This is a genomic window from Methylopila capsulata, assembly GCF_016907975.1.
Lineage (GTDB): Bacteria > Pseudomonadota > Alphaproteobacteria > Rhizobiales > Methylopilaceae > Methylopila > Methylopila capsulata.
Window position 1 is genome coordinate 387,004 of record NZ_JAFBCY010000003.1, and the last position, 24,453, is coordinate 411,456.

Annotated in this window: 16 protein-coding genes and 2 pseudogenes; 14 read left to right on the plus strand and 4 right to left on the minus strand. The window is 67.3% G+C overall.

Translation table 11 applies throughout. From position 1 onward, the window contains the following. Positions 1-200: 200 nt before the first annotated feature. The 8 genes from JOD31_RS13115 (at position 201) to JOD31_RS13150 (ending at position 10,932) form a co-directional block, all read left to right on the plus strand. On the plus strand, positions 201-1,907 hold the full coding sequence (locus tag JOD31_RS13115) for a type I secretion system permease/ATPase (protein ID WP_246482495.1): 1,707 nt from the start codon (positions 201-203) through the stop codon (positions 1,905-1,907). A gap of 4 nt (positions 1,908-1,911) precedes the next feature. Next, on the plus strand, positions 1,912-3,225 hold the full coding sequence (locus tag JOD31_RS13120) for an HlyD family type I secretion periplasmic adaptor subunit (RefSeq protein ID WP_204950790.1): 1,314 nt from the start codon (positions 1,912-1,914) through the stop codon (positions 3,223-3,225). A 162-nt stretch (positions 3,226-3,387) separates the two neighbouring features. Further along, complete coding sequence (locus JOD31_RS13125; protein WP_204950791.1) at positions 3,388-5,802, plus strand: multicopper oxidase family protein; 2,415 nt, start codon at positions 3,388-3,390, stop codon at positions 5,800-5,802. 37 nt (positions 5,803-5,839) lie between these two features. Then, positions 5,840-6,760 carry an SCO family protein gene (locus tag JOD31_RS13130; protein ID WP_204950792.1) on the plus strand — a complete coding sequence of 307 codons (921 nt, stop codon included), beginning with the start codon at positions 5,840-5,842 and terminating at the stop codon, positions 6,758-6,760. A gap of 151 nt (positions 6,761-6,911) precedes the next feature. Beyond that, entirely contained in the window at positions 6,912-7,808 is an 897-nt protein-coding gene (locus JOD31_RS13135) for a LysR family transcriptional regulator (protein ID WP_204950793.1), read from the plus strand. A gap of 100 nt (positions 7,809-7,908) precedes the next feature. Then, a complete protein-coding gene (locus JOD31_RS13140; protein WP_204950794.1) occupies positions 7,909-9,003 on the plus strand; it encodes a carbon-nitrogen hydrolase family protein in 1,095 nt (364 codons plus the stop codon). Positions 9,004-9,065: 62 nt separating this feature from the next. Continuing rightward, positions 9,066-9,365: a DUF485 domain-containing protein gene (locus JOD31_RS13145; RefSeq protein WP_204950795.1), complete on the plus strand. Its 300-nt coding sequence runs from the start codon at positions 9,066-9,068 to the stop codon at positions 9,363-9,365. A 10-nt stretch (positions 9,366-9,375) separates the two neighbouring features. Continuing rightward, the gene (locus JOD31_RS13150; protein WP_204950796.1) at positions 9,376-10,932 is read left to right on the plus strand and encodes a sodium:solute symporter family transporter; all 1,557 of its coding nucleotides are present in this window, start codon (positions 9,376-9,378) and stop codon (positions 10,930-10,932) included. 93 nt (positions 10,933-11,025) lie between these two features. Here the strand turns inward: JOD31_RS13150 and JOD31_RS13155 are convergent, their stop codons facing one another. Then, positions 11,026-11,901, minus strand: coding sequence for a LysR family transcriptional regulator (locus tag JOD31_RS13155; protein ID WP_204950797.1), 876 nt, complete (start codon positions 11,899-11,901; stop codon positions 11,026-11,028). 150 nt (positions 11,902-12,051) lie between these two features. Between JOD31_RS13155 and JOD31_RS13160 the strand changes: the two genes are divergently transcribed. Genes JOD31_RS13160 through JOD31_RS13175 form a run of 4 tightly spaced genes read left to right on the plus strand, consistent with a single transcriptional unit; the run spans position 12,052 to position 15,803 of the window. After that, the gene (locus tag JOD31_RS13160) at positions 12,052-12,846 is read left to right on the plus strand and encodes a transporter substrate-binding domain-containing protein (protein ID WP_204950798.1); all 795 of its coding nucleotides are present in this window, start codon (positions 12,052-12,054) and stop codon (positions 12,844-12,846) included. 28 nt (positions 12,847-12,874) lie between these two features. Next, the gene (locus JOD31_RS13165) at positions 12,875-13,666 is read left to right on the plus strand and encodes an amino acid ABC transporter ATP-binding protein (protein WP_204950799.1); all 792 of its coding nucleotides are present in this window, start codon (positions 12,875-12,877) and stop codon (positions 13,664-13,666) included. Continuing rightward, complete coding sequence (locus JOD31_RS13170; RefSeq protein WP_204950800.1) at positions 13,663-14,337, plus strand: amino acid ABC transporter permease; 675 nt, start codon at positions 13,663-13,665, stop codon at positions 14,335-14,337. Before JOD31_RS13165 ends, JOD31_RS13170 begins: the two co-directional genes overlap by 4 nt. Beyond that, the gene (locus tag JOD31_RS13175) at positions 14,334-15,803 is read left to right on the plus strand and encodes an MmgE/PrpD family protein (protein ID WP_204950801.1); all 1,470 of its coding nucleotides are present in this window, start codon (positions 14,334-14,336) and stop codon (positions 15,801-15,803) included. Before JOD31_RS13170 ends, JOD31_RS13175 begins: the two co-directional genes overlap by 4 nt. 252 nt (positions 15,804-16,055) lie before the next feature. Here the strand turns inward: JOD31_RS13175 and JOD31_RS13180 are convergent. After that, positions 16,056-16,193, minus strand: a pseudogene (locus JOD31_RS13180) (IS3 family transposase); the annotation flags it as partial. Positions 16,194-16,317: 124 nt separating this feature from the next. Then, positions 16,318-17,238, minus strand: a complete 921-nt coding sequence (locus JOD31_RS13185) for a LysR family transcriptional regulator (protein WP_204950802.1) — start codon at positions 17,236-17,238, stop codon at positions 16,318-16,320. A gap of 92 nt (positions 17,239-17,330) precedes the next feature. Here JOD31_RS13185 and JOD31_RS13190 point away from each other — a divergent pair, with 92 nt between their 5' ends. Continuing rightward, positions 17,331-18,050 (plus strand): SDR family oxidoreductase, encoded by a 720-nt coding sequence (locus tag JOD31_RS13190; RefSeq protein WP_204950803.1) that lies wholly within the window; start codon positions 17,331-17,333, stop codon positions 18,048-18,050. Positions 18,051-18,314: 264 nt separating this feature from the next. Here JOD31_RS13190 and JOD31_RS13195 read toward each other — a convergent pair. Beyond that, a pseudogene (locus JOD31_RS13195) lies at positions 18,315-18,440 on the minus strand (transposase); the annotation flags it as partial. A gap of 471 nt (positions 18,441-18,911) precedes the next feature. Here JOD31_RS13195 and JOD31_RS13200 point away from each other — a divergent pair. Then, positions 18,912-24,407 carry a glutamate synthase-related protein gene (locus JOD31_RS13200; RefSeq protein ID WP_204950805.1) on the plus strand — a complete coding sequence of 1,832 codons (5,496 nt, stop codon included), beginning with the start codon at positions 18,912-18,914 and terminating at the stop codon, positions 24,405-24,407. Positions 24,408-24,453 lie beyond the last annotated feature (46 nt).

Sequence of the window (24,453 nt, forward strand, 5' to 3'; positions counted from 1 at the left end):
GGGAGGCCGAACGTCCCGGGGACGCTCCGGCCTCCCCACCTCGGGGAGAACTCGAGGATCGCTCAGGACCGACCATCTTCCCGGCAACCACTTCCAGAACGGCATCCGACAGGTCATCGCGCAAGCCGCCGCTCGGATCCGATGGGCAAACGTGACAGGGCGATCTCGTGAACAGGCCTGGCGCAAAACCTCTGAGCCTTTTGACGATCGGCGGAGGAGCCTTCCTCGCGGTCGCGGCGGCCAGCGGGGTGATCAACATCCTCACTCTATCCGGCGCGATCTTCATGATGGAGGTCTACGATCGCGTTCTGCCGAGCCACAGTCTGCCGACGCTGCTCGGTCTGACGGGCATCGTGCTCTTGCTCTACGTCTTCCTCGGATTTTTCGATCTGGTGCGCGCTCGTATCCTGGTGCGGGTCGGCCTCCGGGTCGACGAGCAGCTCGGGCAGCGCGTGTTCCGGACCACTCTGCGCACCGCTCTGCGCTCCCACAGCGACGGCGACGGCCAGCAACTGCAGCGCGACCTTGACCAAGTCCGGGCGTTCCTGTCGGGGAGCGGCCCGACGGCGCTGTTCGATCTGCCGTGGATGCCGATCTACCTCGCCGTTTGCTTCATGTTCCATCCCTGGTTGGGGCTGACGACCCTCGGCGGCGCGCTGCTGCTTGTCTGCCTCACCTTCCTTACCGAGAAGCTGACCCAGAGCGCGTCGAGGATGGCTCTCGCCGCCGGGATGACGCGCGGCGGGGTGGCGGATGCGGGGCGCCGTAACGCCGAAGTGGTGCAGGCGCTCGGCATGAGCGGGAGGCTCGGGCAAATCTGGGGCGATGCGAACACCCGTTTCATGACGCAGCAACGCCGCACGTCCGACGTGTCCGGCGGCTTCGGCGCGGTCTCAAAAGTGTTCCGCATGGCGCTGCAGTCCGCCGTCCTGGGTGTTGGCGCCTATCTCGTGATCGACGGCCAAGCGACCGGCGGCATCATGATCGCGAGCTCCATTCTGACCTCGCGGGCGCTGGCGCCCGTCGATCTCGCAATCGGCAACTGGAAGGGGTTCGTCGCCGCACGGCAGGGCTGGCGGCGTCTCAAGGAGGCGCTCGGTGGACAAGCCGGCGACGAGGACCCGCGGATGAAGCTTCCCGCACCCCGGCAGCGACTGAGCGTCGAGGCCGCGGGCTCGGCGCCGCCGAACACGCCGGCGCTGCTGGTGGACGAGATCTCGTTCTTCCTGGACGCCGGCAGCGGCGTCGGCGTGATCGGACCGAGCGGTTCCGGAAAGTCGTCGCTCGCCCGCATGCTTGTCGGGGTCTGGCCGGCGCGCCGCGGCAAGGTGCGGCTCGACGGGGCTTCGCTCGACCAGTGGGATCCCGAGGACCTTGGCGGCCACATCGGTTATCTGCCGCAGGATGTCGAGCTGTTCGCCGGCACGATCGAGCAGAACATCGCGCGGTTCCATGCGTCCCCCGAGTCGGGAACGGTGATCTCGGCGGCCCAGGCGGCCGGCGTCCACGACATGATCCTGCGGCTCCCGGATGGTTACAAATGCCAGATCGGAGCCGGCGGCGCGGCGCTCTCCGCAGGCCAACGGCAGCGCGTCGCGCTCGCCAGAGCTCTGTACGGCGCGCCGTTCCTCGTCGTTCTCGACGAGCCCAATTCGAACCTCGACCGCGAGGGCGAACTGGCGCTGACCCAGGCGATCCTTGGAGTCCGCGCGCGCGGCGGAATCGTCGTCGTAATCGCTCACCGTTCGAGCGCGCTGGCGGGCGTCGATCTCGTGCTCGCGATGAAGGACGGCCGACTTCAGTCTTTCGGACCGAAAGACGAGGTGCTGTCCAAGGTGCTCCAGCCCGCGGCCATGCCGCGTGTCTCGGCCGGGCCGGCGCTCACCATCGTTCCCGTCGGAGGCTGACGTCATGATCGCCAGAGCGAAATGCACCGCGACAGATAGCGCGATCCGCCGCCACGTCGGGCTCGCAGTCGCAGGGCTCGCCGCACTGATCGGCGGCGTCGGCGGCGTCGCGGTCGCCGTCGAGCTGTCCGGGGCAGTCGTCGCGCCAGGCGCCGTCGTCGTCGACAGCCATGTAAAGAAGGTCCAGCACCCGACGGGCGGCGTCGTGGGCGAAATCCGGGTTCGCGACGGCGCCAAGGTGAAGGCCGGCGACCTCTTGCTCCGGCTCGACGAAACCGTCGCCCGCGCCAATCTCGCGATCGTCAACAAGAGCCTCGACGAACTCGCCGCCCGCGAGGCCCGGCTCCTGGCCGAGCGCGACGACGCGCCCGAGATGGCCATTTCCCGCAGCCTTGCCGCCCGCGAGGGTGAGGAGGACATCACGGGTCTTCTGCAGGGAGAACGCCGTCTGTTCGGCGCGCGACTGGAGGCGCGCCAGGGGCAGGAAGGGCAGTTGCGCGAGCGCGCCGGCCAGACGCGCGAGCAGATCAAGGGCCTCGAGCTGCAGGCTGCGGCCAAGGCCGACGAAATAGCGCTGATCCGCGAAGAGCTCGTCGGAGTCGAGCAGCTTTTCAAGAACCGTCTCGTGCCGATCACACGCGTTACGCAGCTGCGGCGCGAGGAGACCCGCCTGCGCGGCGAGCGGGGACAGCTGATTTCCGAGATCGCACAATCGCGCGGGCGGATCAGCGAGACCGCTATGCAGATCATCCAGCTTGGCCAGGATCTCCGCAGCGAGGTCAGCGGTGATCTCCGCGAGATCCAGGCGAAGCGTGCGGAGCTCGTCGAGCGCAAGATCGCCGCTCAGGACCAGCTGACGCGCACGGACATACGCGCGCCTCAAGACGGCGTAGTCCACCAGCTGGCCGTCTTTACCGTCGGCGGCGTCATTGGCGCCGCTGAGACCGTGATGCTAGTGGTGCCAGCCTCGGACAACCTGTTGGTCGAAGCGAAGATCTCGCCGCAGGACATCGACCAGATCCAGCTCGGCCAACCGGCGTTCATTCGGCTGTCATCCTTCGACCAGCGCACCACCCCCGAGCTCAATGGGGTGGTCAGTCTGGTGCCGGCGGATCTCGTCGCCGAACAGCGTACCGGCGCGCAGTACTACCCCGTCCACATCACGCTCAGCACCGATGAACAGGCCAAGCTCAAAGGTCGAAAGCTGGTGCCCGGCATGCCCGTCGAATCATTTGTCCAGACCGGCTATCGGAGCCTGTTCTCCTACCTCACCAAGCCCGTGTCGGATCAGTTCGCAAGAGCCTTCCGCCAAGAGTGACGCTCTCGGCGACGCATGATCTATTTCGACATACTCCAATATGTATAGTTAATAAGTGTAATTTAACAATTAATACCATTGAGATACAGTAAATATGACAGGATTTATTTGACTAACAAGGTGCATGGCGCTGTCCGCCACCCAGCTCAGCAGGTGATTTGCATGTACCTCCCCAATGAAATGTCGACGCTGCGCATGCGCGAGGCCGAGGCCGCGCGCAACAACCGCCGCGAGATCGTCAAAGCACTGTCCCACGCGCAAATCACCAAGCGCGACCTGCTGCGCTGGGGCCTGCTAACGGCGGGCGGCGGCCTCGTGCTCAAGCACGGCCTTAGCCCGTTCGCCTCGAGCGCCTACGCGCAGGTGCCCACCGGCACGCCGCGCAGTCCGCTGTTCGGATCGAAGAAGTTCGACGACCCGATGCCGCGCGCCTTCCTGCAGCCGCCGATCCCGCTCCGGCGGTTGCCGTCCGGCGACGCCGCCTGGAACACCACCCAAGGTGGCGCCGAACCGAACGCGCGACGGTCGTCCTATCACACTCTGTTCACGAGCTCCGGCGGCCAGCAGTTCAAGAATCCAGTGACAAACGCCGGCCCGCTGGAAGGTCGTCCGCCCGGAGAGCTCTTCGCCCATCAGCGTTGGGAGGAGTTCTTCCCCAAGCTTGGCTACCTAATGTCGATCGGCCAAGTCCGGGGGGGCTCGCGTTACTGCCATAGCATGCCGGACCAGGACAAGAACTCGATCTGGTCGTTCGGGCCGCGCGATCCCGGCATGGGCGGCCATGAAAAGGGACGCGAGACAGGTTTCGGCTACCCCTGCCTGATCAAGGCGCGCTATGGCGAGCCGGTGCTGACCCGCATCTACAACGACCTTCCAGTAGACCGCGCCGACAACAACGGCTTCGGCCGCAACGAGATCTCGACGCACTTCCACAACGCCCACAACGGGGCCGAAAGCGACGGCGCCTGCAACGCCTATCACTTCCCCGGCACGTTCTATGACTACCACTGGGGCATCGCGCTCGCCCGGCGCGATCTTCCGAGCGTGTGGCCGACCTCCGACCCACGCTACCAGCAGAAGGCGTCCGGCCCGGACGACGCCGATGGGCTCGTGCCGGTGGCGGGCGATTTCCGCGAGCTCCAGGGCTCGATGTGGTTCCACGATCACCGGTTCTTCTTCACCGCGGAAAACGTGCACAAGGGCAACTTCGCGGTCTGCAATATCTACAGCGGTCCCGACCGTGGCCGCGACACGCCCGACAGCGCCGGCGTCAACCTCTGCCTGCCGAGCGGATCGCAACTGCCGTGGGGCAACAGCGATTTCGACATCAACCTCGCGGTCTCCAACCCGGCTTTCGATCTGGAAGGCCAGTTGTTCTTCGATGTGTTCGACACCGAGGGCTTCCTGGGCGACATGCTGTGCGTCAACGGAGCCTACTATCCGTATTTCGAGGTTCTGCCGCGGCGTTACCGGCTGCGCATCCTCAACGCGTCGATGGCGCGCTTCATCAAGCTCGCGCTCGCGGTCAATCAGAGTTCTCGGTTCGCCAGCGGAACCGCGGTGCCGTTCCACTTCATCGCGAACGACGGCAACTTCGTGGTCAATCCGATTCCACTGACGACGCTCGACGAACAGGGCGTGGGCGAGCGCTACGACATCGTGGTCGATTTCGCCGCGTTCCGGCCGGGAGAAAGCGTCCACCTCGTCAACCTTCTGGAGCAGGTCGACGGGCGCAAACCGAAAGGCTCGGTGTCTATGAAGGACGCGCTGAAGGGGCTGGCGACGGACCCGTGCGTGGGCTCGATCCTGGAGTTCAGGATCGTTGACCGGATGGAAAGCGTCGACGATCCGCACAAGACGTACTTTGCAACCGTCGATCAGGACACCAGCGTCGACCTGAGCGACCCGGACTGGACGTCCGGGCGGAAGACGCTCACCACCCAGATCCCGGTGGTGGCGCCGGTCCGCCAACGCGTCATCGAGTTTGGCCGGTCCGGACCGGGGGACTCGCGCGACAAGAGGACCGGTCAGTGCATTCCGGAATGCGGCGACATCCCGTCGTTCCCCTGGACCATCAAGGTCAACGGCCAGGCCGCGCATTCGCTCAACGCGAACCGTATTTCCGCGCTGATGCCGAAGCCAGGTGAGGTGGAGCACTGGACCTTCGTGAACGGCGGCACCGGGTGGGACCACCCGATCCACCTGCATTTTGAAGAGGCCGTCACCCTCAACCGCGGCGGCGCTTCAATACCTTCCACGGAGTATCTCGTGCGCAAGGACGTCTGGCGTCTGCGGCCGGGCGGGCGAGTCCAAGTGCAGGTGCGGTTCGGTGAGTTCGGCGGCGCCTATGTCAGCCACTGCCACAACACCACCCATGAAGACTTCGCGATGCTGCTCAGATACCAGCTTTTGACGCCGCCGCCGGGCAGCCCAGACTACAAGGGGCAGCCGCAATACGTGTCCACGCTGACGCCGCTGCCGACGCCGAACGGCGTGCTGTGGAAGGTTCCCGAAGTGTTGCCGGAAGCTGATCCCAAGAACGCCAAGTTTTTCACAGGCGCCTTGCCCAAAATCTGACGACCGCGGGTCGAGCGCGAGACGAGAGGGCGACGTCATGTTCCAGCGTTCGAGCGTGGCGCTCGTTGTCTTCGCGCTGATCTGGGCCGGCGGCCCGCGCCCGTCGGCCGCCGCCGATGGGCCGCGCTGGGGCGGCGACTACGTGCCGAACGTCGCGGTGATCGCACAGGACGGACGGTCGCTTCGATTCCGCGACGACGCCGTCAGGGGCAAGATCATCGTCCTAAGCTTCATCTACACCGCGTGCAGCAACATCTGCCCCCTGGTGACGGCGAGACTCTCTCAGTTGCAAGACAGCCTCCGCGACGTGCTTGGCAGGTCGGTGTTTTTCGTCTCGGTGAGCATAGACCCGGTCAACGACACGCCGGAGAAACTTGCCGCCTTCGCCGCAGCTTTCCGCACCGATCCGAGCTGGCTGTTCCTGACCGGCGACTTCGCGGACATCAACGTCATCCGCTATAAGCTCGGCGAGCGCACCCAGGCCCTGACCCAACACCGCAACGACATCTTGCTGTTCAACGACCGGACAGGCGACTGGCAGCGGGCCTCGGCGTTCGACGACATCGAACTGCTGGCGCTGACGGTGCGTTCCATGGATCCGCAATGGCGCGGCGCCATGGGACGCGGGTCGGAAACGCCGGACGCCCTGGCGCCCGAAGCTCCCCTCGGCGTGCTATCCCATCAACCGGCGGGGCAGTCCCTGTTCCTGAAGCTGTGCGCGTCCTGCCACACTGTGGGCCTGGGACCTCGCATCGGTCCTGACCTGACCGGCCTTCTGCAGAGGCGGGACCGTCGCTGGGCGGCGCGTTATCTCGCAGACCCCGAAGCGCTGCGAGCCGAACGTGATCCGACCGCTATCCAGCTCGCCGAAAGTTTCGCGCCGGCGCGGATGCCGACCCTCGGCCTTTCGGAAGGCGACATCGAGGACCTGATGGCGTTCATCGAGACGCCAAAGTAACGGGCGTGTCTGGATGCTCGATCTGATTCATCGGGGGTCATGTTTGAGCCTGCGTGACGGTCGCTTCGCTTTCAGCTCTTGCTGGCCAGTCCGCCAAGGCGCGCCCTATTGTCGGGGAATCGCGCCCAGAAACGGCTGAACCGAGCGCCGGATGTTCGACTGGAATGATCTCGCCTTCTTCGTGGAGCTCGCGCGGCACGGCCGCCTCGCGCCCGCCGCGCGGCGCCTGAAGGTCGACACCACTACGGTGAGCCGGCGCATCGCCGAACTCGAGCGCAACCTCGACGCGAAGCTGTTCCAGCGCACCCCGGACGGTTTCGAGCTCACTGAGGCCGGAGACAAGCTCTTCGTCATCGCCGAGGCGATCGAGCAGAAGATGATTTCCGTACCGGAAGCGCTCGGGCTCGGAGACACGAGCTCCCCTGTCGGCCGCGTGCGGGTCGCCAGCATGGAGGGCATCGGGGCCTTCTACCTCTCGGCGCGGTTCGCCGAATTCGCTCGGATCATGCCGGGTCTGGTGGCGGAGCTCGTCACCGAGCGGCACCTCATCAACCTGACAAAGCGCGAGGCCGACATCTCGGTGTCGTTCGTTCCGCCCAATGGCCCACGCCTGTCGGTGCGACGGGTCGGCGAGTTCCGGCTCGCGCTGTTCGGATCGGAACGGTACTTCGCGCGCCGCGGCCGTCCGGCCTCGCGAGCGGAGCTGCACGACCACGATTTCGTCGACTATGTCGAGGACCTGATCGCGATCGAGCCGGTTCACTGGCTGATGGAGGTACTGAAACCCGGGAGCGTCGTGTTCCGATCGACCAGCATGGCGGCGCAGCAGACCGCGGTCGCCACCGGGGCGGGGCTTGCGCTGCTGCCGCTTTTCTCGGCGAAAACCAATCCCGCGCTGATCCCGGTTCTGTCCGAAGAGGTGATCGTCCGCCGCGAGCTCTATCTCGGCGTGCATCAGGACATCGAACATCTCGGCCGGGTTCGCGCCGTGACCCGCTTCCTCACGGAGCTGTTCGCGCGAGAGGCGCCATATCTGAACCAATTCTGAGCATGCCTTGCGCGGATGCAGCGGCGGTTGCGGATTTCCCGCCTCGCCTGTCCGGGACGCCCGACAACTAATACGGCTCACTATTTCTGGAGCCGCATTGATGCCCGCTCAATACGCACAGTTCAAAGCCGCGGCCTGCCATGTCGCGCCGGTCTTCCTCGACAGCATGGCGACCGCTGAGAAGGCCGTCGCCATGGTCGAGGAGGCGGCGCGCGCCGGCGCCGAACTGGTGGTCTTCCCGGAAGGATATATGCCGGGCTTCCCGCTCTGGGCGGCGCTGCGCGCGCCGATCTACAACCACGATCTGTTTAAGCGTCTCGCGGCGCAGTCGGTGCGACTCGACGGGCCGGAGCTCGGCTTTGTTCGCGCCGCCGCGCGCCGCCACGGGGTCCTCATCTCGATGGGGTTTAGCGAGAGCGCCGAGGCGAGCGTCGGCTGCCTCTGGAACTCCAACGTCCTTATCGGCCGCGACGGCGAAACGCTCAATCACCACCGCAAACTCGTGCCGACCTTCTTCGAGAAGCTGATCTGGGCGAACGGCGATGCGAGGGGCCTGCGCGTCACCCCGACCGACCTCGGCCGCGTCGGCATGCTGATCTGCGGCGAGAACACCAACCCGCTCGCGCGCTACGCGCTGATGGCGCAAGGCGAGCAGGTCCATATCTCGACCTATCCGCCCGCCTGGCCGACCCGCCCGCCGGGCGAGAGCGCCGCCTACGACCTGAAGCGGGCGATCGAGATCCGCGCCGGCGCGCACGCCTTCGAAGCGAAGGCCTTCAACATCGTCTGCTCCTCGACGCTCGACGCCGTCGCCAAAACGACGCTTTCGGACGGCGACCCCGGCCTCGCCGACATTATCGAGCGCACGCCCGCCGGCGTCTCGATGGTGCTCGACCCGACCGGCTCGCACGTCACCGAGCCGCATCAGGGCGGCGAAACCATCCTCTACGCCGACATCGACGTCGCGGCCTGCGTGGAGCCGAAGCAGTTTCATGACGTCGTCGGCTACTACAACCGCTTCGACATCTTCCGCCTCAGCGTCGACCGCTCGCCGCGTGAGCCGATCGCGTTCGAGCCCCAAGGCGTCTCGCGAGCGGGGAAGGACGTCAGGCAGGACGCAGTAGCCGCCGAGTTGCCGAATGGCGATGACCAGGGCCTGGCGGCGGTCGAGACGCGCCGGCGCGTCGCCGGCTGAGAGACCCAAGATTACTCCGCCCGCGCAAGCCAGCCGGCGGCTGCCCCGAAGGAGGACGACGCATGGTTTCCATCGAAGACGCAGCGGCGCTGCCCGTCGAGGTCGATGAGTTCGTCAGGCTGTCGCGGAGACGGTCGCGGGTAGCGGTCGCGCTGAGCGCCGCGATGATCGCCATGTATTTCGGCTTCATGGCGATGTTCGCCTTCGCCAAGCCCGTCATGGGGACGATGCTCGCGCCCGGATTGTCGCTCTCGATCCTGCTCGGCGCCGGGGTGATCGTCGGATCCTTCCTCTTTTGCCTGGTCTACGTCGTCTGGGCCAACCGGTTCTACGATCCGGCCGTGCGCCGTATCCTGTCCTGAGGAGCGCGTCATGCAGGCCGCGAACAACCCACTCGCTATTGCGTTCTTCTTCGTCTTCATGGCGCTGACCCTCGCCATCACTTACTGGGCCGCGCGCCGGACGCGAACCACGGAGCAGTTTTTCGCGGCCGGCGGGCAGATCACCGCCTGGCAGAACGGCTGGGCGCTGGCGGGCGACTTCCTGAGCGCCGCCGCGCTGCTCGGCATCGCGGGCATCATCACGTCGAACGGGTTCGACGGGCTTATCTACTCGATGGGATTCCTGGTCGGCTGGCCGATCATCGCGTTCTTGATCGTCGAGCCGTTGCGCAATCTCGGCAAGTTCACCTTTGCGGACGTGGTCGCGTACCGGCTGAAGCAGCGCCCCGTGCGCATCGCGGCCGCAATCGGCACGCTGATCGTCATCCTGCTCTATCTTCTCGCCCAGATGGTGGCGACCGGCGCGCTGATCAAACTGCTGTTCGGCCTGCCTTACGCGGCGTCCGTCGTCGTCGTCGGCGCCGCGATGCTGATCTACGTGATCTTCGGCGGCATGCTCGCAACGACCTGGGTCCAGGTCATCAAAGCCGTGCTGCTCCTGCTCGGCGGCCTCGTGCTGGCGCTGCTGGTGCTCGCGCACTTCGAGATGAACCCGCTGCGGCTGTTCCAGGCTGCGGCCGAGAAGTATGGCGACCGGGTGCTCCAGCCGGGATCGAAGGTTGCGGGCAGCGGCTGGGACGCGATCTCGCTCGGCGTCGGGTTGATGTTCGGCACCGCGGCTCTGCCGCACGTCCTGATGCGCGTCTTCACCGTGCCGGACGTGCGCGAGGCCCGGATGTCGATCCTCTACGCAACCAGCATCATTGGCTCGTTCCACCTGCTGGTGTTCGTCATCGGCTTCGGCGCGATGCTGCTGGTCGGGCCCGAGGTCGTGGCCAAGGCCGGCGGCGGCGGCAACATGGCGGCGCCTCTGCTGGCGCTGACGGTCGGCGGCAACGCGTTCTTCGGCTTCATCTGCGCGGTCGCGTTCGCCACCATGCTGGCGGTCGTGGCGGGGCTCACGCTGTCGGGCGTCGCCACCGTGTGCCACGACATCTGGGTCAACGTCGTGCGCGGTGGCGAGGCGCCGGAGCGCGAGCAACTGACCGTCGCGCGGATCGCAACGGTCGCGATCGCGGCGCTCGCGATCGTCCTCGGCATCATGTTCGAGGGGCAGAACGTCGCCTTCATGGCGGGCCTCGCCTTCGCGGTGGCGGCGGCGGCGAACTTCCCGGCGCTGCTGCTCTCGATCGCCTGGAAGCGATTCACGACGGCGGGCGCGGTCGCCAGCATTCTTGTCGGCGCGGCGGCGTCTCTCGTCATGATCTGCCTGTCGCCGACCGTTCAAGTCGACGTGCTTGGCAAGAGCCTTGCCGACGTCTCCGAGGCCTGGTGGTTCGTCCCGATGAAGAACCCGGCGCTGATCTGCATGCCCCTGTCCTTCGCGGTCGCGGTCGCGGTGTCTCTCATGACGCGGGACGAGGAGGCCGGAGCCGCCTTCACGGCCATGCAGCGGCGCATCATGTTCGGCTCGCGCACCGCCTCATAGGCCTACGGCCTGCGGCGCTGACCTTTCGGAGGGGCGAGCGCCGGCGAACAGCGATTGCGCGCGCTGCTCCAAGAAAGCGACCGGACCGCGGTCTCATCCAGCGCCTGAGCCGAGAACGACGTCGACGGCGTCGAGAAAATGGCGAACCGCCGTCTTCGCCTTGCGGGACGGAGGCGTCACGCTCACCAGCGACACGTTGAGCGCCGGCTCGAACGCGCCGACCGCGACGCCTTCCAGATCGTGGCCGGCCAACGTGAACTCATCGACCAGCGTCAGGCCGAGGCCCTGCCGGACGAGATTCACGGCGATGGTGTAGCGGTTCGTCTCCGTCGCCGACCGCAGCCGACGCAGGAACTCTGGCGCGACTGCGGCGAGCAGCGCGACCAGGCGAGCGTCGGTGGTGACGTAGATGATTTCGGCCGGATCGATCTGCTCCCAGCGGATCGCGGGCGAGGACGCGAGAGCGTGGCCGGCCGGCGACACACAGACGATCCGCCCGCGGCGAACCACGTCCACGGCCGCGCTCTCGTCCGCGGTCGGGATCACCGCGAGGCCAAGATCGTATTGCCGCCGCTCGACCATGGCCGGAATTTCGTGATTGAGCTGCATGTCGAGCACGAGCCCGAACCCAGGCAGGTCCTTGCGGACGATCGCCGCGGCGAGCGGCAGCAGCGACAGCGCGAGCGCGGGCGTGGCCGCGACGCGCAGCTGGCCGGTGCGCAATCCCCGGACGTTGTCCAGGTAACGGTCGAAGCGGGACAGTTCGTCCTCGATCCGCATCGCCTCTTCGAGCACGAGTTCGGCTTCAAATGTCGGGCTCAGCCGCCCGCCGACGCGATCGAACAAGCGGAAACCGAGACGGCGTTCGACGAGCGCGATCGTCTTGCTGATTGAGGGCTGGGCGCAGCCCAGCGCCGCCGCCGCCGCCGTCGCAGATCCAAGACGCATCACGGCGAGAAAGACAGCCACCTCCCTGCGATCCATCTATTCCTCCCAGCTATGGATCAGCGATTATTTGATATTGGACAGAATGAACTCCGATGGCCACGCTAAAGACTCGATCGACGTCGCCTCGAAAAAACGGTCGCCGCGATCTCTGGTCCAGGAGCGTCATCCCCTATGCGTGTCCTCACATTCTTCCTGCGCGTCGTCGCGGCATGCGCGCTCGCCGCCCCGCTCGTCGCAAGCCAGGCCCGCGCTGAGGACCCGTCGGACCTGCAGCGTATTCTTGACGCCAAGCTGGTCCGGATCGGCGCCGTCCAGGCGCCTCCGTGGTACCAGAAGGACCTCCTGACGAACGCCTGGGGCGGGCTGGTGCCCGACATCATGAACGAGATCTTCTCGAAGGACGGCGTGAAGATCGACTATGTCGAGACGCAATGGGGGACGGCGGTCGCCGGCCTCCAATCCGGCCGCTTCGACCTGCTGGGCGCTTACAACGCCACGCCTGAGCGCGCGCTCTCGATCGACTTCACCAAGCCGATGGGGAGTCTGAAGTTCGCCGTGCTCACCCTCAAAGGCGACGCCGACGCCTATGCGACCTGGGACCAGCTCAACCAGCCGACGGTGAAGCTCGCGGCGGTCGACGGCGCCGGCGCGACGCGCGCGCTGACGCCGCTGCTGACAAAGACCAGTTGGGTCGTCCTGCCGAACAGCGACGGCATGTACCTCGAACTCGAGAGCGGCCGCGTCGACGCCCTCGTCACCAGCGACGTGCAGATCTCGCAATATCTCAAGGTGCGCCGTCGCGGCTCCATGACGGTTCCGACGCCCGCGCGCGAAGAGCCGACCAATATCGGGCTGCGCAAAAGCCCGGACCCGAAATTGCGCGCGTGGCTCGACGCGCGCCTCGACGCGCTGCGGGCCGACGGCACGCTTGGCCGCATCTGGGCGAAATACGTCCAGTCGAATTGACGAGTCGACGAGCGCAGGATCCGCCGCGATGACCGACACCCCTCTCCTCGCCGTGGAGGATCTGCGCAAGTCCTTCGGATCGCTTGAGGTTCTGAAGGGCGCGTCCTTCACTGTGCGGCCCTCCGAGGTGATCGGCCTGCTGGGCCGCAGCGGCTCCGGAAAGTCGACGCTGCTGCGCTGCCTGAATATGCTGGAGACCCCGACGGGCGGTCGCGTCCTGCTCGACGGCGAAGAGATCGGCTTCAAGACCGATCCGTCCGGCCGCCGGCGCGCGCTCTCGGGGGCGGAGGTCGCCCGCCAGCGCGCGCGCATGTCGATGGTCTTCCAGCAGTTCAACCTGTGGCCCCATCGTACGGCGCTCGGCAACGTGATCGAGGGACCGATCCAGGTGCTCGGCGTGCCGCCCGAGCAGGCGCGGACCGAAGGCCTCGCATTGCTCGACCGCGTCGGGCTGCTGGCCAAGGCCGACGTCCATCCGATCCGCCTCTCCGGCGGCCAGCAGCAACGCGTCGCGATCGCGCGGGCGCTCGCCATGCGCCCGAAGATCATGCTGTTCGACGAACCGACCTCGGCTCTCGATCCGGAGCTCGTCGCGGAAGTGCTCCAGGTGATGCTCGATCTTGCGAAGACCGGCACCACCATGGTGGTGGTCACGCATGAAATGGCCTTCGCGCGCGACGCCTGCGACACCGTCATGCTGCTTGAGAGCGGCGAGATCATCGAGCGCGGGCCGCCTGACCAAGTGATGTCGCGGCCGAGCGATGAGCGCGCCCGACAATTCTTCGGCGGACGACGCCCGAACGCGGGAGCCGCCGCATGAGCTACGAGTGGGACTTCTCCATTCTGTTGCAGTACCGCGAGCTTTTGCTGAACGCGGCGCTGACGACGTTCCAGCTCGTCGCGCTCTCCGTGACGCTCGGCGTCCTCATCGGCCTCGCGCTTGCGCCGCTGCGCATGGCCGAGGCTCGCCTTCTTCGATATCCAGCGACCGCGCTCATTGAATTCATCCGGTCCACGCCGCCGCTCGTCCTCGTGGTGTGGAGCTATTACTGCCTGCCGATCCTCGGCGGTCTCGCGCTGTCGGCCTTCTGGACCTGCGTTCTGGCCATCGCGCTCTATTCGGGGGTGTTCTTCGCGGAAATCTTTCGCGCCGGCGTGCAGGCGGTCGACCGCGGCCTCGTCGAAGCAGGCCTTGCGGTCGGAATGCGTCCCGCCACGGTGTTGCGGCGAGTGATCGGGCCCGTGGCGTTTCTGCGCGTTCTGCCGCCCTTCACCAGCCAATGCGTGATGGCGATCAAGAACTCGGTGCTCGGCAGCTACATCGCTGTGGGGGAGATCCTTTACGAGGGACAACGGCTCTCCACCCAGACGTTCAGGCCGCTCGAGGTGCTCACGCTGGTCGCGGCCTTCTTCGTGGCGCTCATCCTGCCCATGACGCTCGCGGCGGGCGCGCTCGAACGGCGCATCTTCCTCAGATATTTCCGGCGATGATCGACGAGTTCGCCTTCGGGCCGGGCGCGGCGGAGGCGGCGCCGACTGAAGCGTCTGACCTGCTGACGCGGGCGGTTTCGGAGTTTGCAGTCGGTTTTCGCCTCGAACAGGCGCCCGAAACCGTCGCGCGCCGCGTCAAGCTGCATCTTCTCGATACGCTCGGCTGCGCTGTGGCCGGGCGTGGCCTCGACATCTCGGCGAACGCGCGGGCCTTCGCGTCGCGCACCGGCGCCGGAGGAACAACGCGGATCTTTGGTGCGCCCGGGGGCTTCGCAGCGCCTGCCGCCGCCTTCGCCAACAGCGTGATCGCCAACGCGCTCGATTTCGACGACGGTTTCGAAGTCGCAGGCAAGGGGATGGGCCATCCGGGTGCGAGCCTCGTTACCGCCGCCATCGCGGCCCTTGCCGACGAGCCGGTTTCCGGAAGCGCGTTTCTCGCGGCTCTGATCGCGGCGTATGAGATCAACAACCGCCTGATCCTCGCCGCGCAGCCGACGCCGCGCCGCTTCGGAGAGGTCTACGGCATCGCCCAGCATCAGGCGATCGGGGCGGCGATCGCCTATGGCCGCCTGTCGGAGCTCGACGCGCCGGCCATGCGCAACGCGATCGGCCTTGCCGGCGCGCTGACCGCGGTGCCGAGCCTTCACAAGTACAACTGGCGCGCCCGGCCGATCATATCGCTCAAGGACGGCGTGGCCCCCGCGGCGCGGGCCGGGGTCGAGGCCGTGATGATGGGCCGGCACGGCTTCGTCGGAAGCGCCGACCTTCTGGACGGGCCCCAGGGTTACTGGCGGATGATAGGGTCCGACTGCTTCGATCCGTCGACGCTCGTCGGCGGGCTCGGCGCGGAGTGGTTCGCAGGACGCGGCAGTTTCAAGCTGTATCCCGCCTGCCGCTGGCTGGCGCCGGCGCTCGAAGCGTTCGAAGACGCGTGGACCGCCGCCGGATGTCCAGCGAGCGAGATCGCCCTGATCGAGGTCGAGACCTTCTCGGTCATCGTGGACAAGCTGATGGAGCCCCGACCGGTAAGTCCGATCGACGCCCAGTTCAGCCTGCCCTTCGCGATCGGCGCGATCGCGACCCGGCGCGCGCCGGGCTCGGACTGGTACGCCGCGCCCGCCTTCGCCGATCCTCTGATGGCCTCTGTCGCGCGCAAGGTGCGGGCGACGGTCGATCCCGAGATGGACCGTCTCATGAGCGGCGCGACCCGCCGGCCTTCGGCCAGCGTCACGCTGACGACGTCCGACGGGTCCGCCTTCGCGCGCCGCGTGAACGCCCCGCTTGGCGGTGAGGCGCGGCCGGTCGACGAAGCGACGATCGTGGAAAAGGCGCGCCGCAATCTTGGCGGCGGCGCATGGCGAGACGCCGTCGATCGCCTGATGCGCCTAGAGGAGGAGCCGGACGTTCGCACTCTCGTCGAACTTTTCTTCGAAGCGGCCGAGACTTGCGACGCAAGACGCGACTGACGTTCGGCTCGAAAGCGGCTGGCCGATTGCCGATCGAGACGCGGGCCCGAGCCGCGCGGCGACTCGCAATCGGAACCGGGCGGCTCGCGCCGTGACCGAGGTGCTCGCCTATCGTGCTCATCCGCTTCGGCACGGGCCTATTGGCCGGGGCGTTTGTCGTCCAAGGCCGCCTCCCGCGACCTCTACCCGCTCGCGGGACTGATGCGGGACGCGATGTGTTTCCCGCTTTGAGCTTGGCCGCCATGCCGTGGTCAGACCGGGTTTACGGCCGCTGTCGACCCCGGCCTTCTTCACCCACTCGTTCAGCGTCTGCGCGGTGCAGCCGATCTTCGCAGCGATCGACATGATCGCCGCCCATCGCGACGCATGCTCGCCCTCGTGGTCCAGCATCCGCACCGCGCGGGCGCGCACTCAGGCGAAAAACGTGTTCGTCATCGCTCCATCCCACTCAGGAGTTGGAGCCTCCGGAAAACCCGGAGCGGTTCACGGCGAAGGTGCGCCGAATGGCGATATCTCAACACCCTGGAGCGGCTTCCATCCTGCAGATACGGCCCACAAAATCGAGAAAGGCGCGCACCTTCGCCGGCGTCTGACGCCGCGAGGGATAGAACGCATAGAGCGGATAGCGCTCGTCGGCCCAATTGGTCAGCACCTGAGTCAGACGCCCATCGCGCAGCCACGGTGCAAGACCCAATTCGAAGCTCTGGAACAGGCCGCCCCCGGCCTCGCAGGCCGCTAGGGCGGCGGATGGATCGTCCATGACCACCCGCCCCGCAACCCTGGTCTCGACCACCGAGCCCGCCCTGTGGAACTCCCACGGGAAGGGCCGACCGGTCTCCGGATCGCGGAACAGCAGAACATCGTGGTGTGCGACGTCCGTCGGGCGCCGCGGTGTCCCTCGCCGCGCGAGGTAGGCCGGGGCGGCGCAGGTGACGATCCGCGTCTCCAGAAGCTTCCGAGCGATCATCGCTGCATTTGGCGGCGGTCCGAACCGCACCGCCACATCGACACCGCCATACATCATCTCCTCACGGTGATTGCTGACCACAAACTCGATCTGAAGCTCCGGATACAATCGCAGGAGTTCGGGGAGGTGAGGCGCCAAGATCACCCGGGCGAACCAGGGATCGGTGTTGACCTTCAATCGCCCGCTCACGCTGACGGTCGCAGAGCCGGCGTCCTCCGCAGCGTCACGGATCGCCGCCAGCAGGGGTGAGACCTCCGCGTGGAAGCGGCGGCCTTCCTCCGTAAGCTCCACAAGACGCGGCGTACGGTGGAACAAGCGAACTCGTAATTGAGCTTCGAGGCGTGCGATCGCGCGGCTCACGCCCGACGGCGTCAACCCGAGTTCGACTCCCGCACGGGCGAACCCCCCTTGGTCGACGACCGCGACCATCACCCCGATCCCCGACAGCAGGCGCGCGTCAACACTCATGATGATTCCTCATCATCGTAGAGTGTCCATAATTGCTCTGGAGGCAACTGCCTTCGAGCGGCAAATTCCGGCTCCGAACAAGGAGCGCCGCGATGAAACTGCAAGGAAAGAAGGTCGTCCTCCTGGGGGGCACCTCGGGCATCGGCTTGGCCGTGGCGCAGGCCGCAACGGCCGAGGGCGCGGAGGTGGTCATCGCCTCGAGCAACCCGGGCCGCGTCAACGAAGCGCTGGCTATGATGTCCGTCGGCTCCACCGGCGCAGTCGTCGACCTTCTGGACGCCAACTCGATCGCCAAGTTCTTCGAGACCGTTGGCGCGTTCGACCATCTGGTCTACACGGCCGGCGAAGGGCTGAAGCTGTCCCCCTTGGCCTCGATGACCCTGGACGAGGCGCGGACATTCTTCGAGCTGCGCTACTGGGGCGCCTTGGGAGCGGTAAAGGCCGCTCACGGCAAGCTCCGGCCCGGCGGCTCCATCGTCTTCACGTCGGGGATCGCGGGCGCAAGGCCGGGTCCGGGCTGGTCCGTGGCGGCGAGCATTTGTTCGGCTATGGAAGGCCTCACCCGTGCGCTCGCCGTCGAGCTGGCGCCTCTGCGCGTCAACATCGTCTCGCCGGGCGTCGTACGCTCGCCGCTCTGGCGCGACATGGACGATGGGGTTCGGAGCGCCTTCTACGTCGACCAGGCGGATCGTCTGCCGGTCAGGCACGTGGGCGAGCCGATAGAGGTGGCTCAGGCCTACGTCTACCTGATGGCTCAGACCTACGGCACGGGGCAGACGCTCGTGGTCGACGGAGGCGGTGTCCTGGTCTGATTTGCACTGCGGGCAGGAGTGCGCAGACGCCGCCCGCCTTGGCGGGTCCGGGAGGCGCTTCCTCGAGGCGATGGGCCGCCCACGCCTTGCGCGCGTCCTGGTTTACAGGACAGTCGAGGGTCCTCTTTCCGGCAGGCGCCCAATGGCGGCTGGTTCGCCCCCGGCTCTGGTCCGGTCACGATGCGGCCTTTCGGGCGAGTTGAGCTTGGTGAGCGAAGGCGTGGGGCGTCAAGTGGCCAAGGCCGAGCGGGGTCGTTCGGTGCTCTTCAAGCCGTAGAAGGTCGCCTCCGAGAGGCCGAGTTTCCGGCGGATCTCGTCGACCAACGTCCCGTTCTCAGCGCGCCTCTGGGCGAAGGCGATCTGCTCGTCCGACTTCCGTTTGCGCTTCATGGCATCCCCCTCCTGCCGGGATCAGGATGCCCGCAAAAGTCGCGTTAAACCGGATCCGTTACGAGGCAGGACCAGCCCGAGACGGCCCCGTCCGCGGCCGCCGATAGACGCAACGACAGCGCGGACGACGATTGCCAGCCCCGCGCGCAGGTCGGGCAGCGGCCCGGGAGGGCCGCGACTCCGTCCTCGAACGTCGCCGTCTCGATCGACCCTATGCGCTCATGGGCGCCGCCGGGCGCCTGACGAACGCCCCGACGGCAATTCAAGCCGCCACAGACGGGGAGTCGCCCCATTCGGCATCCCGTCAAATATTACCCTATAATTCTTCTACTTATATAAACGTTATTTGCGATTGATTGACGCCCGGCCGCGGGATAAAGCGCGACGAACGAGAATTCATCTTTTTGAATGCCTCCAAATACATCCGCCAGTTCTAGCGTCGTTCGTATCTGATAGTCCGGTCAGGCGCCATTGTCCGAAGCGAAGTCTTCCAGTCTGTACGATCGAGCCGACGAGCGCAGCAGCTGCGGCGTCGGCTTCATCACGCGCAAGGACGGCGTGCAGTCGCACGACGTGCTGGTGAAGGGCCACGAGGCGCTTTGCGCGGTGCCGCACCGCGGCGGCATGTCGGCGGAGGGCGTGGGCGACGGCGCCGGCGTCTCGGTCGACCTGTCGCAGTCCTTCTTCCGGCGCCTCACCGGGCGGGGCGATCTGCAGGCCGGCCGCTTCGGCGTCGGCAATGTGTTCCTGCCACGCGACCCCGCGCAGCACGCCCGCGCCGGGCGCATCATCGCCACGGCCCTCGCGGACGAGGGCATGGCGATCCTGTTCCTGCGCGACGTGCCGGTGGACCCGAGCGTCCTGCGGCCCGCCGCGGTCCCGCTCCAGCTTCCGATCCGCCAATGGGTGTTCGCCGCGCCGGAGGGCTGCGACGGGCTGCCGGCCTTCGACCGGGCGATTCATCGCGCGCTGCTGGTGATCGAGGCGGACGCCTACACCGACCCCGCGCTGTCGGGCTTCTACCCGCTGTCGTTCTCGGCGCGCACGCAGGTGCTGAAAGGCCGGCTGAACTCGAACGAGGTGATGCCCTACTTCCAGGACCTGACCGACCCGGACCACGCCGTCCACACCCTGTACTTCCACACGCGGTTCTCCACCAACACCGACCCGCGCACCTCCATGGCCCAGCCGTTCCGGCTGATGGCGCACAACGGCGAGCTCAACACCGACAAGAAGAACCGTCTGTCGGAGGCCGCGATCGCGCGCGCGCGCAACGGCCGCATCGTCTCGCCGGAAGGCCAGTCGGATTCCTGCCGGCTCGACCAGACGCTGCAGAGCCGGGTGATGGATGACGGGCAGGACCTCGTCGCCGCGGTGGTCTCAATGATGCCGCCGGCCTGGGAGAACGATCCGACCCTGTCGCCCGACGTGAGGGCGATGCTCGAATACTTCTCGCTCTACGAAGAGAAGAACGACGGTCCGGCCGCCCTGATCTTCGGCGACGGGGAGGTGGTGGGCGCCCGGCTCGATCGGCTGGGCCTCAGGCCTCTGCGGTCGGTCGAGACGGCGGAGTACCTCTGCGTCATGTCGGAAGCCGGCCAGATCCGGTTTCCGGCCGAGACCGTGATCCGCCGCGGGCGGATCGAGGCCGGCGGCATGCTGTTCTGGGACCACCGCAGCAAGCGCGCCTACGCGACCGTCGAAGCGCTTGAGATGCTGGCCGCGCGGCGCGACTACAAGGCGTTGCTGGCGGACGCTCGGGTCACGCTCGAATCCCTTCCCGACATTCCGGCCGAGGCGCAGGGTTCGCCGCTGCGCTACCGCGGCGACTTGCAGCGCCACCAGCGCTACGTCGCCTATGCGCACAACCAGGAGAGCTTCAAGTTCCTGATGGACCCGATGCTGCAGAGCGGGTCCGAGAAGATCTCGGCGATGGGCTACGGCAACGCCATCAACGCCCTGTCGGACCAGGAGGGCGGCGTCGCCAAGTACTTCTCGCAGCGCTTCGCGCAGGTGACGAACCCGCCGCTGGACAGCCTTCGCGAGGCCGACGGCATGACGCTGCGGGTGGCGCTGGGCGCGAAGCCCAACATCGGCGCGCCCTCCGCCCCGCAGATCGTCGTGCGCTCGCCGATCCTAACCCATCTCGAGATGCTGAAGATCCGGGAGCAGGCGTCGACGCCGGTCGAGCGCTTCGAGATGCTCTATCGCCCCGCGCTCGAGGACGGCGCGGCGAACGCGCGGGCCATCGAGGCGGCGATCGACGCGGTCTGCGGCGCGGTCGAGACCTTCGCCCGAGAGCGCGGCGGCGTGGCCGTGCTGACCGACCGCCATGTGGCGCGGGACAGGGCGGCGCTGCCGTTGATCATCGTGATCTCGGCCGTCAACCAGCGATTGATCTCGGAGGGGCTGCGGCTGCGGGTCTCACTGATCGCCGAGAGCGGGCAGATCGCCTCGTCGCACCATGTTGCGACGGCGCTCGGCTTCGGAGCCTCCGCGGTCTATCCGCTGGGCGTCCAGTTCCGCGCCGAGGAGAAATTCGGGGCCGACGCCGACAAGGCCTTCAAGCGCTTCGCCAAGGCGGCCGAGAAGGCCTTGATGAAGACCATGGGCAAGGTTGGCCTCTGCACCGCCGAGAGCTACATCGGCGGCGAGTTCTTCGAGCCGAACTTCCTCGACACCAACGACCCGGCGCTGCGGCGCTGGTTCCCGAACGTCCGCACGCCGGTCGGCGGCGTCACCTTCGCGGTGATCGCGCAGGCCGCGGCGGACTGGCACGCGAAGGCGCTGGAGGTGCGCCGCGAGGACGACATTCCGCTGCTCGGCCTGTTCAAGGAGCGTGCCGAAGGCGCCGGCCACTCTTTCGGCACGGCGGCGGTCCGCGGCTTCGTGGACATGACCGAGGAGCCGATCGCCTTCCAGGCGCCCGACGCGGAGGAGGACGCGGACTCGCTGCGACTGCTGCCGCTGACGCGCCTCGTCGACGCCTTCGGCCTGGACGAGGAGGCCTACAAGCGCACCAGCTTCGAGCGCAGGACGCCTCAGGAGATAGACGCCTTCCGCATCACCCCGGGCTATCGCGCCTTCAGCCGCATGATGGCGGAGGAGCGGATGCGCCGCCCGGCGGCGCTGCGCGACGTGCTGGCGCTGCCGGCCGACGTGACGTTCCTGACGCACGCCACCGACTTCAGGCGCGAGATGAGCCGCTTCGCGCGCTTCGGCAATGCCAGCCTGCTGGTGCGAGGCCTCGTCTGCGAGCGCCTCGGATCCGACAGCTTCCGGCTCAACCTCACCGGTCCCCTCGGCAATGACCCGGGTCGCCTGACCGCTCTCGGCCAGTCGCTGCTGCAGCGTTTCCAGCAGGACATTCTCGGCCATTGGCTGGAGGCGGGATGGCTTGCGGTCAGGGCCGGCGGCGACGCGCTTGACTATCTCTCGCAGCTTCGCTCGGCGCCGGACGAGGTTCCGCTCGCCGAGGTGCAGCCGGCGCATGAAATCGTGAGGCTGCTGACGTCCGGCGCCATGAGCCATGGCGCGTTGAACGCGCCCGCGCACGAGGCCGTGGCGCACGGCACCAACATGGTCGGCGGCCTGTCCAACTCGGGCGAAGGCGGCGAGCACATCTCCCGCTACGGCACGCTGCGCGCCTCGCGGATCAAGCAGCTCGCGTCCGGGCGTTTCGGCGTCTGGGCCGGCTATCTCGCCGACCCGATGCTCGAGGAGCTCGAGATCAAGATCGGCCAGGGCGCGAAGCCCGGCGAAGGCGGCCAGTTGCCGGCGCAGAAGGTGACGGTCGAGATCGCCGCCGCACGCGGCGGCACGCCGGGCGTCGAGCTGGTCTCGCCGCCGCCGCATCACGACACCTATTCGATCGAGGACCTCGCCCAGCTCATCCACGACTGCAAGGCGGCGCGGGTGCGGGTGGTCGTGAAGCTGGTCTCGTCCGAGGGCGTCGGCACGATCGCAGTCGGCGTCGCCAAGGCGGGCGCCGACGTCATCAACATCGCGGGCAACACCGGCGGGACGGGCGCCGCAGCCGTCACCAGCCTCAAGTACACCGGCCGCGCGGCCGAGATCGGCGTCGCGGAAGTCCATCAGGCGCTGTCCGCCAACGGCCTGCGCCAGAAGGTGACGCTGCGCTGCTCGGGCGCCAACCAGACCGGGAGCGACGTCGTGAAGGCGGCGCTGCTCGGCGGGGATTCGTTCGAGTTCGGCACCACCGCGCTGATGATGCTGAAATGCGTGATGGCCAAGAACTGCAACATCAAATGCCCGGCCGGCCTCACCACCAATTCCGAACTGTTCGACGGCGATCCGCGCGCGCTTGCGCAGTATCTGATGAACGTCGCGCACGAGACCCGCGAGGTTCTGGCCGGGCTCGGCCTGCGCTCGCTGCGCGAGGCGCGCGGGCGATCCGACCTTCTGCACCTGCTCGACCATCCGGCGAGCGTCGGCCGGCTCGACCTGAGGGCGATGCTGACCGTCGTCGACGAGGTGCGGATCGACCAGCCGGTCTACATGGATGCCGAATACGACGCCGACGAGGAGTGGAGCGCGGCCGTCCGGACGGCGCTGGTCGACGAACGCCGTGAGTCGATCGCGCTCGGCGCCGGGCGGCGGATCGGCAATCGGGACAAAAGCGTGGGCGCCCGGCTCGCGATCGACGTCGAGCGGTGGCTGAACCACACGCTACCGGCCGACGCCGTTCGCGCCTTGCCGTCAGCGCATCAGGACGATCGCGGCCGCCGTTTCCTGAGACCGGGCGCCATCGTCATCACCACCACCGGCTCGGCCGGGCAGTCCTATGGCGCGTTCTGCAATGACGGCATGGCGCTGCGCCATCAAGGGGTCTGCAACGACGGGGTCGGCAAGGGCGCATCGGGCGGCGTGATCGCCATCCGCAGTCCTGGCGGCGGCTCGGACGAAGCCGGCGGCAACGTGCTCGTCGGCAACTTCGCGCTGTTCGGCGCGACCGGGGGCCGGACCTTCATCGAGGGCCAGGCGGGCGACCGCTTCGCGGTCCGCAACTCGGGCGCGACCGCCGTCGTCGAGGGCGTCGGCGACTTCGCCTGCGAGTACATGACCAACGGCGCGGTGCTCAACCTCGGCGCGTTCGGCAAGGGTTTCGGCAACGGCATGAGCGGGGGCTTCGTCTATCAGTACGACCCCTATGGAGACCTCGCTGCGAAGGCGAGCCACGACTCCATCCTGCTGCTCCCGGTTGCCGGCGACGAGGACGACGCCTTCCACGCCGACGCCGTGCGCCTGTTGCTGGAGTGGCACCTGGAGGAGACCGGCTCCGCCAAGGCGGCCTGGCTGATCGAGAGCTGGGAGACCGAGCGACAGCACTTCGTCTACGGCCTGCCCCTCGCTCTGCTTCAGTACCAGGACAGCAGCGCGATCCTGAAGACAAAGAGCAGGAAGGACCTGCTGGAGGAGCTCAGCGTCGCCGTCGCCGGCTCGCAGGTGCGCAAGTTCAAGCTGGCCTATCGCGACCAGCGACAGATCCTCGGCGGCGCCGCTCCGGCCGAGGGGGAGACCGGCGAGGAGGCGAGTCTCACGCTGCTCAACAACTACGCCGTGCTCGCCATGGCCCAGCAACTCGCTCTGTCGCGCCTGCCCGGGGTGTCGGGACCTGGCCATCCGGCGGTCGCCTCGGCGGTGCGCAAGCTCCTGCTCACCGAGGATTTCGCGCTGATGCAGAAGATCCTGCGCCATGCGCGGGAGGCGCTCAGCTCCTATGGCGAAGAGGAGCTTGCGGCGCTCGTCGCCGACAAGCGGCTGTCCGACTACAAGGCGGCGCTCGCCCAGCGAAACGTGCTCTCCATGGACAGCCCCGGCGTCTATGGCTGGATCCTGAGCCAGAGCGCCAAGAACCGCGCCGCGCTCGGCCGCCTGCCCGATTACGAGGAGCTGTTCGCGCGCGCCGCGGTCCGCGACCTCGCCACCTTCACGGGCCGCGCATGAGCCCCGCAAACGCCCCCGCCCGCCCGTTTCGCCGACCGAGTCGCTG